At 64.5% G+C, this 12,620-nt stretch carries 11 protein-coding genes; 8 read left to right on the forward strand and 3 right to left on the reverse strand.

Translation table 11 applies throughout. The features are described from left to right. The first annotated feature begins 19 nt into the window (after nt 1-19). Nucleotides 20-1,276, forward strand: a complete 1,257-nt coding sequence (gene sbcD, locus MUN81_RS13615) for an exonuclease subunit SbcD (protein WP_245111201.1) — start codon at nt 20-22, stop codon at nt 1,274-1,276. Here the strand turns inward: sbcD and MUN81_RS13620 are convergent, their stop codons facing one another. After that, nucleotides 1,277-2,203, reverse strand: a complete 927-nt coding sequence (locus tag MUN81_RS13620) for an alpha/beta fold hydrolase (RefSeq protein WP_245111203.1) — start codon at nt 2,201-2,203, stop codon at nt 1,277-1,279. A gap of 182 nt (nt 2,204-2,385) precedes the next feature. On the opposite strand from MUN81_RS13620, the gene MUN81_RS13625 reads away from it, so the two are divergent. Both MUN81_RS13625 and MUN81_RS13630 read left to right on the forward strand, forming a co-directional pair. Further along, a complete protein-coding gene (locus tag MUN81_RS13625) occupies nt 2,386-4,599 on the forward strand; it encodes an AAA family ATPase (RefSeq protein WP_245111204.1) in 2,214 nt (737 codons plus the stop codon). Beyond that, nucleotides 4,488-6,128: an SbcC/MukB-like Walker B domain-containing protein gene (locus MUN81_RS13630; RefSeq protein WP_245111206.1), complete on the forward strand. Its 1,641-nt coding sequence runs from the start codon at nt 4,488-4,490 to the stop codon at nt 6,126-6,128. Before MUN81_RS13625 ends, MUN81_RS13630 begins: the two co-directional genes overlap by 112 nt. Here MUN81_RS13630 and MUN81_RS13635 read toward each other — a convergent pair. Further along, entirely contained in the window at nt 6,125-6,454 is a 330-nt protein-coding gene (locus tag MUN81_RS13635) for an HNH endonuclease (protein ID WP_245111208.1), read from the reverse strand. The two genes, MUN81_RS13630 and MUN81_RS13635, sit on opposite strands and share 4 nt — an antisense overlap. A gap of 169 nt (nt 6,455-6,623) precedes the next feature. Between MUN81_RS13635 and MUN81_RS13640 the strand changes: the two genes are divergently transcribed. The 5 genes from MUN81_RS13640 (at nt 6,624) to MUN81_RS13660 (ending at nt 11,570) form a co-directional block, all read left to right on the forward strand. Further along, nucleotides 6,624-7,076, forward strand: a complete 453-nt coding sequence (locus tag MUN81_RS13640) for a hypothetical protein (RefSeq protein ID WP_245111209.1) — start codon at nt 6,624-6,626, stop codon at nt 7,074-7,076. A 142-nt stretch (nt 7,077-7,218) separates the two neighbouring features. After that, nucleotides 7,219-7,530, forward strand: coding sequence for a thioredoxin (gene trxA, locus MUN81_RS13645; RefSeq protein ID WP_190924196.1), 312 nt, complete (start codon nt 7,219-7,221; stop codon nt 7,528-7,530). A gap of 137 nt (nt 7,531-7,667) precedes the next feature. After that, nucleotides 7,668-9,983 carry a TonB-dependent receptor gene (locus tag MUN81_RS13650; RefSeq protein WP_245111211.1) on the forward strand — a complete coding sequence of 772 codons (2,316 nt, stop codon included), beginning with the start codon at nt 7,668-7,670 and terminating at the stop codon, nt 9,981-9,983. Between the two features lie 55 nt (nt 9,984-10,038). Then, nucleotides 10,039-10,893: a DUF4249 domain-containing protein gene (locus MUN81_RS13655; protein WP_245111213.1), complete on the forward strand. Its 855-nt coding sequence runs from the start codon at nt 10,039-10,041 to the stop codon at nt 10,891-10,893. Between the two features lie 290 nt (nt 10,894-11,183). After that, nucleotides 11,184-11,570: a hypothetical protein gene (locus MUN81_RS13660; RefSeq protein ID WP_245111215.1), complete on the forward strand. Its 387-nt coding sequence runs from the start codon at nt 11,184-11,186 to the stop codon at nt 11,568-11,570. A 104-nt stretch (nt 11,571-11,674) separates the two neighbouring features. Here the strand turns inward: MUN81_RS13660 and MUN81_RS13665 are convergent, their stop codons facing one another. Next, nucleotides 11,675-12,496: a purine-nucleoside phosphorylase gene (locus tag MUN81_RS13665; RefSeq protein ID WP_245111217.1), complete on the reverse strand. Its 822-nt coding sequence runs from the start codon at nt 12,494-12,496 to the stop codon at nt 11,675-11,677. Nucleotides 12,497-12,620 lie beyond the last annotated feature (124 nt).

Here is a 12,620-nt window from a genome sequence, read left to right on the forward strand (position 1 = left end):
TTGAGATTATCTCTACCCTATGCGCGTCCTTCACACCGCCGATTGGCATCTTGGCCAGCACTTTCTCACGGGCCAGGAACGCACCACCGAGCAGCAGGCTTTCCTCGACTGGCTCCTGCTGACCGTGCAGGACCAGGGCATTGACGCCCTGGTAATTGCCGGCGACATTTTCGATACCCAAACGCCGTCGTACACGGCGCAGGAGCTGTATTATACCTTCCTGGTGAAGATGCAAGCCACCGGCTGCCGCGACATTGTGGTGGTGGGCGGCAACCACGACTCGCCCACCATGCTCAACGCCTCGCGGCAGTTGCTGCGGCAGCTGCGCATTCACGTGGTGGGCGGCGTGCCCACCGACCCCGCCGAGCAAATCCTGCACCTCAACCGCGCCGACGGTGGGCCCGGCCTGGTGGTATGCGCCGTGCCCTTTCTGCGCGACCGCGACATTCGCCTGGCCGTGGCCGGCGAGACGCTGGACGACCGCCAACTCCGCATCCGCCAGAGCATTGCCGACCACTACGCCGCCCTGGCCGAGAGTGACGCCGTGCGCCGCCTGCGCGAGCAGGACGTGCCCGTGCTGGCCACCGGCCACCTCTACGCGGCCGGCGGCGAAGCCCGCGAGGGCGCCGAGCGCGACGTGCACATCGGCGGCCTTGGCCTAATTGGAGCCGAGCATTTTCCGGCCGCGTTCGACTACGTGGCCCTGGGCCACCTGCACCGCCCGCAGGTGGTGGGCGGCCGGGCGCACATCCGCTACTCGGGCTCGCCGGTGCCGTTGTCCTTCACCGAGGCCGACGACAAGCAGCAGGTGCTGCTGCTGGAATTTGAAGGAGCCGGCGCCCCCCGCATCAGCAGCATCCCGGTGCCCGTGACGCGCCGTTTGCAGCGCTTTCATGGCACCCTGGAGGAAGTAGAGGCCGACATTCTGGCCTTCGACAACGCCGCCTTCCAGTTGGTGGCCTGGGCCGACGTGCTGGTGCGCTCCGACGAGACGCCCGCCGAAGTGCAGCGCCGGGTGCAGGCCGTGCTGCAGCTACAAAAGCAGCAGGTGGTGGCCCCGCGCGGCGTGCGCCACCAGCGCGCCACCGAAGCGCCCGACCTGGCCGAAACCGCCATTCCGCTGGCCCTGCTGCACGAGCTGACCGTGGACGAGGTGTTTGGCCGGCGCGTGGCGGGCCTGCCGCCGGAGCGGGCCGCGGCCCTCACCGCCACGTTTGGCGAGCTGCGCCAGCTGCTGGCCGAGGCCGACCCGCTGGCCTGGGGCGGCCAGGAATAATTACCTGGTAGCTGCTGGCTTTCTGGCCAACAGCCAGATGCCGCCCAACACCAGCGCCGCCACACCTGCCGCCACCGCGACAGGAGCAACTCGCGTGGTTTCTTCCCGATGTGCCGGCCGGGCAAATTCGGCTTCCTGAAATGATTCTCCGGCGGTAGCAGCCAGAATCAGGCGAACGGTTTCGGCGGGCTGGTCCCACTGCGGAAAATGGCCGCAGCGGTCGAACCAATACAGGCGGGCATCCGGGAATCTTTCCAGGGCGCGTTTGGCCTGGCCGGGCAAGCACACCTTGTCCTGCCGGCCCCAGCCGATGACCAGCGGGCTGCTGATGGTGCCCCGCGGCGCCCCTTGCTGCACTTCGCCGTGGGCTAGGTTCCAGAGCAATTCATCGAACGAAGGGGAATGCGCGAAGCTGCGCATCTCGTCGAGCGCCGCGTAGGCCGGAATGGCCCACGGCCGGGCCGAGAACTGCGCAAACAGCAGCGAGCGAGTAGCGGCGTTTCCGGTCAGGAAGGGCATTGCGGGCTGCAGGACACGCACGAGCTTGGTCGAAATCGAGACGCTGTGGTAGAAAACCGGAATTTCCCAGCCTTGCCAAAAGCCGCCGGGGTCGAGCGACACCACCGCCCCCAGCACGCCGCCCCGCCGGGCCAGTTCCAGCACCAGCCGGGCGCCCATGGAGCTGCCCACGGCGTCGATGCCCAGCAGGTGTTGCTCGCGCAGGAAGTCCGTCACGGCATCGGCCAGGGTGCCGATGGTGACCGGACCGGCCAGCGGCGGCGTGTTGCCAAAACCGGGCAGGTCGACGGCAATGACCTCGCGCCGAGTGGCCAGGTCTTCCAGAATGGTTTGCCAGGAGCGCCAGCTGCCGCCAATGCCGTGTAGCAGCAGGAGCGGCTTGCCCGCCCCGCGTCGAATAAAGTTCATAGGTGCCGGCGTAATAGGTGAAGCGACGCTTGGCTGAACGGCGGCATGGCCGCGGGGGTTATTCGGCAACGTGCCGCACTCCTGCGCTGGCGGGGAACCGAAACCAGCCGCAGCGCTTTTCCAGGGTGATTGCCGGCCGGGGCTGCCGTACCTTCGGGAAGTATTTTTGGGAGAAGTATCGAATGAAAATTATCAGCGTCCGTTTCGCTAACCTTAACTCGCTGCCCGGTCCGTTTCTGATTCGCTTCGACGAGACGCCGCTGGCCGACACGGGGCTATTTGCCATCACGGGGCCCACAGGGGCGGGCAAAAGCACCTTGCTCGACGCTATTTCGGTGGGCCTCTACGGCCGGGTGCCGCGCCACGACCGCCAGGTGGGCGAAATGGTGAGCCGCCACGCCAAGGACGCGTTTTCGGAGGTAGAATTTGAGGTGCACGAAACCGACCCCGACACCGGCCAGGTGGACCGGGTGCGCTACCGCTCGCGCTGGGAAGTGAAGCGCAAAGTGCGCGGCGAAGACAAAGGCAGCCTCAACGCCGACGCCATGTCGCTGGTGCTCAGCCCGTCGAACGTGGCCGTGGTAAGCGGGAAAGAAGCCGTGCCGAAACGGGTGGGCGAGCTGTCGGGCCTCGATTTTGGGCAGTTTGAGCAGTCGGTGCTGCTGAGCCAGGGCAAGTTTGCGCGCTTTCTGCACGCGCCGGAAAAAGAGCGCAGCGCCCTGCTCGAAAAGATGACCAACGTGGGTATCTACTCGCGGCTGTCGGTGGCGGCGTTCGAGAAGGCCAAGGAAGAAGAACTGAAAACCAAGCTGCTGCGCGCCAAGCTGGACGCTACCCGGTTGCTGTCGGAAGAAGAGCGCGCCGAGCTGGAACGGCAGCTGGACGAGCTGCATCAGCAAGCCGAGCAGCATTACGAAGAGCAGCAGGACCTGAACCTGTGCCTGACTTGGCGCACCATCCTCGACCAGCTCGACCGGCAGCTGCTGGAAACCTCCCGCGAAGCCGAGCGCCTGCGCCTGGCCGACGAAGCCCTCCAACCCGAATTTGCCCGCCTGGACGGCCACCTCCGCGCCGCCGCCGTCGACAAACCCCTGGAACTGGCCGAAGCCGCCGAAAAAGAAGTAGCCACCGATGAAAAGCAGTTGCTCGAGCTGCAAGCAGCCCTTCCTCACTTAGTACTGGCCGCCGAAAAGGCCGCCACGGCGCACACCGCCGCCACGGCGGCCCACGCACAGGCGCAGGCCGAAGAAGACCGGCTGCGCCCGCTGCTCAGCCAGGCCCAGCAGCAGGATGCCGCCATAGCCGCCGCCCGGCACCAGCTGCAGGTGCAGCGCGATGCGCACGCGCAAAGCCAACGGGAACACCAGAAAACGGCCGACGACCTCAGCCAGGAGGCGCAGGAAATTGAAGCCCTGCAAGGCCAGAATACGACGCTGGACCACTGGCTCATCGAGCACAGCGCCGAAGTTGACCTCAAAAACCAGGTGCTGGCGCTGGACCGCGAAATCATTGACCTGGTGGGCGCGCAAAAGGAAATGGCCGCCCGCGACGCCCGCCGCGCCGAGCTGCGCAAAAACCAGGAGCAAACGGCCGCCGACCTCCGCCAGCAGGAAGCCCTCGAAACCGAGGCCAAAGTCCGCAAGCAAGCCATCGAGGAAGAGGGCAAGCCCTGCCGCACCGAGCGCGACGGCCTGTTGCGGGGCACCACGGCGGCCGACCTGGCCCAACGCGCCGACGACCTTACCGCTCGCCAGCAAGCGCTGCAACTGCTGCTGCCCAAAGCCGAAGCGGCCCACGAGCACCGTGCCCGCGCCGAAACGCTGGCCGCCCAGATTGACCAGGAAACGCCGGCCCTGACCGCCGCCGAAGCCACCGCCCGCCACCTCGAAGCCCGCCGGACCGATGGCCAGCACCTGCTGGAAAGCTACCGCCGCGAGCTGCGCACCCAGCAGGCCCTGGCCGACCTGAACCAGCACCGCCAGCACCTGCAGCCGGGCCAGCCCTGCCCGCTGTGCGGCGCTTTGGAACACGCCTTCACCGCCGATTTTGCCGCCGAAGCCGATGAACAGGAGCAGCGGGTGGCGCAGCAGCAGCTGGCACTGGCCAGGCTCGATGACGAACTGCGCCACGCCACCACCGCCCTCGCCCGCTGCCAAACCGAGCAGCAGCAGCGCCAGAAGCTGCGGGCCGAAGCCCTGGCCGCGGCCGACTTGGCTCGGCAGCAGGCCACGGCGCTGGCGGCCGCCCTCACGCCTGCCCCCCCCAGCCCACCGCCCCCACCGCCGTGCGCGACCTGCTGGAAGCAGCTACCCGCGAACAGGCGGCCGCCGTGGCCGCCCGCCGCCGGGTGGCGGAGCTGGACGAGCAGCTGGCCAAGCTGCGCGAGCAATACCTAAAAGAAGGCGAGGCGGCCACGGCGGCCCAGCGCGAAATTCCCCGCCTGCTGGAACGCCAGCAAACCACCGATGCGGACCTGACCAAGCTGGCCGAGGAAATGCTGCATTGGCAGGAGCAGACCGACATTTTCCAGCGCACCATTCAGGATTTTCTGGCGCCGCACCGGCTGGCGCTGCCCGCCCGGCCGCCCTACGACGGCATCCTGGCTACGCTGCGCGAGCGGGCCGACCACTACGAGGCTCAGGTAGCGAGACTGAATGAGCTGGGCAAAATGCTGTTGGAAAAAACCAGCCAGCACAAAGCCCGCGCCGCAGCACTGGCCCAGCAGGCAACCCAACTCGCCGCCGCCGCCGCGGCACTGGAAACGGAGCAGCAGGCCATTGATGAGCAGCAGGTCGCCCGTCAGGCCTTCTATGCCGGCCCCAATCCTGCGGCCGAAGCCGAACAGCTTCGCCAAGCCACCCAGCGCTTGGCCGACGCGGCCCAGCGCGCCCAAACGCAGCTGGCAGACCAGCAAAAAACGCTGGAAATTCAGCTGAACCGGCAGCGCGACCTGCGCGCGCAACTGGCCACGCACCGGGCTACCCACGCCCAGCGCCTCACAGAGCTGGATGCAGCCCTGGCCACTACCGGCATTGCTACCCCCGCCGAAGCGCGCGCGCTGCTCCTGCCCGCGGCCGAAGCCGAGCGCCTGCAACAACGCCGCCAGGACCACCTCACGGCCAGGGCCGCCACGGCCCGCCGCCTCGAAGACCTCAGTGCCGAGCAGCTGCGCCACGCCGAAGCGGGCCTGACGCCCCACATCGCCGCCGAGCTGACCGCCCAGCTCAACGCGCTATCGGCCGCCGACGACACGCTGCAGCAGAAGCTGGGCGCCGTAAGCAACCAGCTCAAGCAGGACGACGACGCCCGCCAGCTGCAGGCCGATGGCCTGCGCGAGCTGGAGCGGCGCCAGAAGGAAGAGCAGCGCTGGCAGGACCTGAGCGAGCAAATCGGCTCGGCGCGGGGCGACAAGTTCAGCCAGTTTGCGCAGGGACTCACGCTCACGCACCTGGCCCGGCTGGCCAACCTGCGCCTGCGCCAGCTCACGGGCCGCTACACCATCCTTAAAACGCCCAACAAGAACCTGGAGCTGCAAATCATCGACCACGACCAGGCCGACACCGTGCGCCCCATGGCCTCGCTTTCGGGCGGCGAAAGCTTTTTGGTGAGCCTGGCCCTGGCGCTGGGCCTGAGCGAGCTGGCCGGCCACAAGGCCCGCATCGAGTCGCTGTTTATCGACGAAGGCTTCGGTACGCTCGACCCCGATGCCCTGAACACGGCCCTCGATGCGCTGGAACGCCTGCAGCACTCGGGCAAGATGATTGGCGTCATTTCCCACGTGTCCGACCTCAAGGACCGGATTGGTACCCAGATTCGGGTGCGGCCGGGCGCTGGTGGCAACAGCACGGTGCACCTGGTGGGCATACTGGGCCACGAAACCAGCTGCGCCGTGCCCGCCCAGCGCCCTGAGCCGGTGGCCAGCTAGCGCCGGGCGCGCCGGTTGGTGATGCGCTCCACGCGCTGGCGCTTTATCCAGCGCAGGTAGGTTTGCAGGCCCTCGGCGGCGCGCAGGGCCTCCACGGTGGGATATAAGCGGGCCAGCTCGCGGTTGCTCAGGAAGCGGTGCACGCTGCTGTGGCAGGGCTGGCATAGCTCGACGGTGGGGCCGTAGCGGCCGCCCTCCTCGCGGGGCACCAGGTGGTGGCGGGAGGTGGCCTGCACCTCGCGCTCGCAGAGGCCGCAGCGGGTTTCGGCCTCGGATACATTAGATAAGGGAGGCCCTTGGGTGGGCCGCAAGCGCCGTCTGGCCATGCTCTGAGAAGGGAAATCAAAAGCGCACTATCGGGGAAATACCCAACAGTAACGGCCCGGAGCAAGTTGCTATTTCGCTGTTAACCCGCTAACTTGGCCTGCAATGAGTTTACTTGCCGGTATTAGGCAAGCCCTCGTTTTTGCCCCTCACCCCTTTTCGCCGCTTTTCATGACGACATCTGTACCCGCAACCTCATCCCCCGCCCGGGTTTCGTTCGGAGGCAGGGCCCTCGGCGCCCTGGTGGCCCTGCTTCTGCTTGGGGCCGCGCCCGCGGCCCACGCCCAAACCTGGATGGTAAGCACCACGGCCCACATCAAGCTGGGCATTCTGGACAAATACGGCCAGCTTGGGCCCTACACGGCCACGTTTGTGGTGCACAGTGAGAAAACCGGCAAGGATTACTTTCTGGTGAAGCAGCTGGCCAACAACCAGACCGGCATCGACGTGCTGTTTCCCACCGAGCCCTCCGACCCCGACTACTTCAAGACCGAAGGCGGCGAGGCGGCCGTGGCCGCCCCCGGCCGCTACACCTGGGAGTGCCGCGTGAAAGGCGTGAAAGCCGTGAGCGGCCGCTTCGTGTTTCCCGAAGTTGGCAACGACGTGACGGTCATCAACAAATAGCCCGGCGTCCTGTTGCGGGCCGAATTTTACCGAAAGCCTGGCCGCGCGCCGGGCTTTTTTCGTTATAGCTACTTGCCTGCGCGGCAGCGGCCCACCGCTGGTCCCCATGGGTTTTTCCGGTTGATTTTATTCTTTATTCCCTATGCCCCGCAAATCCTTCCCCGAACTCATCAACAGCCCCGGCATGCCGGTACTGGTCGATTTTTACGCCACCTGGTGCGGGCCCTGCAAAACCATGGCGCCCATTCTGGAGCAGGTGGCGGCCCAGCACGGCGGCAAGCTGCGCGTCATCAAAATCGACGTGGACCGCAACCCCGCCGTGGCCCAGCAATACCGCGTGCAGAGCATTCCCACGCTGATACTATTCCACCAGGGACAGCCGGTGTGGCGGCAGGCGGGCGTGGTGCCGGCGGCCCAGATTGGGCAGGCCCTGCAGCCTTTCGTGGGGAAATAACGCCTATTGGGCCCTGCCGGCCCTTCGGGCAAACTATCTGGCACAAGCGGGCGTTGGGGTGAGCGTTATCTTTGCGATTCCCTGCTGCCAACTATATGATTTTTAGTTCTCCTGTCCGTTATCTGGTTCTTGTTTTATTGCTGATTGGATGGGGGGCGCAGCGGGCTGAGGCACAGGGTGCCAGCCGCTTCACGCTGAGCGGCACCGTGCGCGGCGCCCGCGGCGAGGCCCTGCCCGGCGCCAGCGTGGCCGTGCCCCAGCTCAGCACCGGCACCGCCGCCGATTCCCTGGGCCGCTTCACGCTGACGCTGCCCGGCGGCCGCCACCAGCTGGTGGTAACCTCCATTGGCTACCAGCAAATTACCCGCGACCTGAACCTGACCCACAACCAGCGCCTCAGCTTTGCGCTGGAGGAGAGCGGCAACGAGCTGGGCGAAGTGGTGGTGCAAGGCGCCGCGACACTGGAAGAAAAGCTGAAAACCACCCAGATGGGCGTGGAGCACCTCAGCGTGCGCGAGGCCAAGCTGCTGCCGGCCCTGTTCGGCGAGGTCGACATTCTTAAAACCCTGCAACTCAAGCCCGGCGTGCAGAGCGGTGGCGAGGGCACGAGCGGCCTGTTTGTGCGCGGCGGCTCGGCCGACCAGAACCTGTTTTTGGTGGACAACGCGGTGGTGTACAACCCCAACCACTTGTTCGGCCTGTTTTCGGTGTTCAATTCCGACGCCGTGCAGAGCGTGGACCTGTATAAATCGGGCTTTCCGGCCCAGTTTGGGGGGCGCCTGTCGTCGGTGGTGGACGTGAAGCTGCGCGAAGGCGACCGGCAGCACTACGTGGCCACGGGCGGCATCGGGCTGATTTCGTCGCGCCTCACCTACGAGGGGCCCATCAACAAGGGCAAGGGCTCGTTCATCGTGAGCGGCCGCCGCACCTACTTCGACATTTTTACGCGGGCCCTCAACAAGGCCAACGAGGGCAAGGAGGACTACAGCCCCATCCCCGACTACTATTTCTACGACATGAACGCCAAGGCGAACTACACGCTGGGCGACAAGGACCAGGTGTTTTTCACGGGCTACCTGGGCCGCGACGTGTTCGGGTTTAGCAGTTCGGGCGGCTTCAATTTCAATTTTAACTGGGGCAACACCATCGGCACGCTGCGCTGGAACCACGTGTTTTCGCCCCGGCTGTTCGTGAACACTTCGGTGGCCGTGTCGGACTATCAATACAGCCTTACCAACCGGCTCGACCAGTTTTCCTTCAGCCTGGGCTCCAACATCCGCGACTACACGGCCCGTACCGATTTCGAGTACACGCCCACCGACAAGCACCTCTTCAAAGCCGGCGCCACTTTTACGCAGCACCGCTTCGGCGTGGGCCGCCTCGACGCCAACTCCGGCGACGGCCGCGTGAACTTCGGCTCCGACGTGAACTACTACGGGGCCGAGGGTGCCCTCTACGCCTCCGACAACTACAAAGCCTCCGACAAGCTGCAGCTGGAAGGCGGCCTGCGCCTCACCGGCTTCCGCAGCGGCTCGGACCAGTACGGCGGCCTCGAGCCCCGCGCCTCGGCCCGCTACGCCCTCAACGACCGCACCTCCTTCAAGGCCAACTACGCCCTGATGTACCAGTACGTGCACTTGGTCACGAACTCGGGCGCCACCCTGCCCACCGACATCTGGTACCCCTCGCGCCTGAGCGTGAAGCCGCAGCGCTCGCAGCAAGTGAGCGGCGGCGCCAGCTTCCTGCTGGGCGATGGCAAGTACCTGCTCACCAACGAAGTGTACTACAAGTGGGGCCAAAACCAGGTCGATTTCAAAGACGGCGCGCAGCTGTTCGTGAACCCGGAGCTGGACGCCGAATTCATTTTCGGCAAAAGCTGGGCCTACGGCAACGAGATTTACCTAGAGAAAAAAACCGGCAAAACCACTGGCTGGATAGGCTACACCCTAGCCTGGAGCTGGCGCAACTTCCAGCCCCAGCGCGGCACCACGGGCATCAACAATGGCGAGGACTTCCACCCCAGCTACGACCGCCGCCACAACCTGACCGTGGTGGTGCTGCACCAGCTCAACCCGCGCATCAACCTCACGGCCAGCTTCGTGTACACCTCCGGCAACCTGACCACGCTGCCGCTGGGCCGCTTTGGCGTGCAAGACATTCCGGGCTCCAGCGTGGGCATCGACCCGCGCCCGGTGCCCATTTACCCCAATCGCAACACCTACCAGCTCATCCCCTACCACCGCCTCGACCTCGGCATGGTGTACAAAATCGGCGCTCGCCTGAACCAGGACCTCACCCTGAGCATCTACAATGCCTACAACCGGCGCAACGCCTACTTCGTGTTCTTCGAAACCGTGCGGGATAAGGCCAGCGGCCGCACCACGGGCTTCGCGGCCAAGCAGGTGTCGCTGTTTCCCGTCATCCCGTCGCTGACCTACAATTTTCGGTTTTAGCGCCCTCCCAACATTTTAAAAGCCCTTTCTGCTAAGCGGAACGGCTACTTCAAACATGAAACTCGCTCACAAGCTGACGGCTTTGACCCTGCCCCTACTGGCCCTGGCCGGCTGCGGCAAGCTCCAGAACGACATCGACGTGCCGCTGCCCACCTACGCCTCGGAGCTGGTAGTGGAGTGCTACCTCGAGCCCGGCAAAGTGCCCAGCCTGGCCGTCACCACGTCGGTACCGTACCTGAGCTCGGTCATTCCGCAGGTGCCCTCCGACGTCACCGTGACCCTGACCATGCCCAACGGCACGCTGGTGCCGCTGGCCTTCTCCCCCAACTACAAGGCTCTGACCGACACCACGGGCGAGAAGTTTCACTCCCATATCGGGCGCGACCCGCTGGTGGCGAGCCCGGGCGACGTGTTCAAGCTCGACGTGCGCGATACCAAGGGCCGCCACGCCACCAGCTCCACCACCTACCTGGCCCCCATTCCCATCGACTCGGTGGAGTACAAGTTCAACGACAAATCGGGTTCGGAGCGCAAGGCCTACTTTCTCACCAACTTCCGCGACCCGGCCGCGCCCGGCGACTACTACCGCCTGCAGCTGCACAAGGGCGACCCCATTCCCAAAAACCTGCGCAAGAGCCCGGAAACCGACATTTCGCTCGAAGACCGGCTGCTGAATGGCCAGGAATTTACGGTGGGCACCAGTTACCGCTTCAACGCTAACGACACCGTGACGGCCACGCTCTACCACACCGAGTACGCCATGTTCCGCTTCCGCCAGTCGGTGCGCGACGCCCGCAATGCCAACGGCAACCCCTTCGCGCAACCTTCAGCCATTTATGGCAACGTGCAAGGTGGCGTGGGCATTTTTGCCGTGTTGAGCGGCACCCGCCTGACCAAGGTGATACGCTAAGCTGGTCGGTAAGAAATAGGCCGAATTTCTGAGCGTGGCCAAAACATTTTTATCACGGTATTATTCACTTTTTATCAAAGCTAGTATTCACTTGGGCGCAGCAGGCTACGCTGCATGAAATTTCTGTCCTACTGTCGATAGGGCTATGGAATGTGGTTGACTGTCGAAATTATATAACGATTTCGGAAAAAGGCCGTACCTTTAAGTATTCCTTCTTTTTATAGCACTTTGGTATGGCGATTATTTTACGCCCGGCCCTCTTTCTTTTTCTCGGTTTTGCCGGCATTTCTTTGGCCAGCTGTGGTAAGAAGGACGATGTACAGCCTGCCCAACCCGCCGCCCAGGTTCTTACCCCCGAGCAAATACTCACCAGCCACACCTGGCTGCTGAGCCGCACTGTTTTCAACAACGGCCGCAGCACCGTGGTGGCGCCCCAGGGCCCCAACACCCAGTACACCATGAAATTTGCGACGGGTGGCACCTACACGCAGGTCTGGATTGGCAACAATTCAACCACCACCGGTACCTGGACGCTGGACAGCAATAATAACCTAGACCTCTCGGAGTTCAGAGGCGGCGGCTACAAAATCGACTCCCTGACTACCAACAAGCTGCGGTATAGCTTCACCAACCGGGCCAGCATTCCCGAAGCCCGGGTGTTCAGTGCCCTGCCCTAGGGCAGCTATTTTCCATAAAAAAGGCCTTTGCATAATTGCAAAGGCCTTTTTTATATCCTGGCTATGCAGCCCCGGCGCAGAAGCGCATCGGCCCACTTTTGGGTTTACAACTGCTCTACCACGGCTTTAATGAGTGCTGTCAAACGGGGCTCGGCGGCTCCGGCGGCGGCAAAGATGTCGGCCAGCACCACGGGCTTGAGGTGTCCGGGCGCGCACAGGTCGGTGATGACCGACACGGCCAGCACTGGCAGCCCCAGGTGGCGCGCGGCAATGACTTCGGGCACCGTACTCATGCCCACGGCATCGGCCCCGATGGTGCGCAGGTAGCGGTATTCGGCCGGGGTTTCGAGCATGGGGCCGGGCACGCTGGCATACACGCCGCGGCGGGTAGTGCCGGCCTGGCCCAGGGCCTGAGCAGCCGCTTCAGCGCGGGCCAGCAGGTCGGCGTCGTAGGGCGCAAACATGTCGGGGAAACGTGGGCCCAGCTCGTCGAGGTTGGGGCCGATGAGCGGGTTGCCGGGCTGCAGGTTGATGTGGTCGTCAATCAGCATCAGGTCGGCGATGTTGAAATCGGGGTTGAGCCCCCCGGCGGCGTTGCTCACCAGCAGCCGGCTGATGCCCAGCAGCTTGAGCACCCGCACCGGCATGGCCACCTGCTGCATGGTGTAGCCTTCGTAATAGTGAAAGCGGCCTTGCAGCACGGCCACCTTCTTGCCGCCCATGCGGCCCAGCAGCAGGCGCCCGGCGTGGCTTTCCACGGTAGACAGCGGGAAGTGCGGGATGTCGGCGTAGTTGATTTCGTGCTCTACCTCCACTTCGCGGGCCAGCGCACCTAAGCCCGTGCCGAGAATGATGCCGATTTCAGGTTGAAAGGAATTAGAATGGGCCTGGATGTAAGCAGCGGCTTCTTTGAGTTGGTTCAACATGGGATTGTGTTTACAAAAACGCACTAAAACGCCTGTCATCATGAGCACTGCCAAGGGCCTTATCGCTGCCGAACGAAACTCGTTCTTACTTGAGAAGGTCCTTCGCTGCGCTCAGGATGACAGG

The sequence above is a fragment of the Hymenobacter sp. 5317J-9 genome (assembly GCF_022921075.1).
Lineage (GTDB): Bacteria > Bacteroidota > Bacteroidia > Cytophagales > Hymenobacteraceae > Hymenobacter.

Coding starts and splice junctions, on each gene's coding strand:
- sbcD (WP_245111201.1), top strand. CDS start 20: ATGCGCGTCCTTCACACCGCCGATTGGCATCTTGGCCAGCACTTTCTC.
- MUN81_RS13620 (WP_245111203.1), bottom strand. CDS start 2,203: ATGAACTTTATTCGACGCGGGGCGGGCAAGCCGCTCCTGCTGCTACAC.
- MUN81_RS13625 (WP_245111204.1), top strand. CDS start 2,386: ATGAAAATTATCAGCGTCCGTTTCGCTAACCTTAACTCGCTGCCCGGT.
- MUN81_RS13635 (WP_245111208.1), bottom strand. CDS start 6,454: ATGGCCAGACGGCGCTTGCGGCCCACCCAAGGGCCTCCCTTATCTAAT.
- MUN81_RS13640 (WP_245111209.1), top strand. CDS start 6,624: ATGACGACATCTGTACCCGCAACCTCATCCCCCGCCCGGGTTTCGTTC.
- trxA (WP_190924196.1), top strand. CDS start 7,219: ATGCCCCGCAAATCCTTCCCCGAACTCATCAACAGCCCCGGCATGCCG.
- MUN81_RS13655 (WP_245111213.1), top strand. CDS start 10,039: ATGAAACTCGCTCACAAGCTGACGGCTTTGACCCTGCCCCTACTGGCC.
- MUN81_RS13665 (WP_245111217.1), bottom strand. CDS start 12,496: ATGTTGAACCAACTCAAAGAAGCCGCTGCTTACATCCAGGCCCATTCT.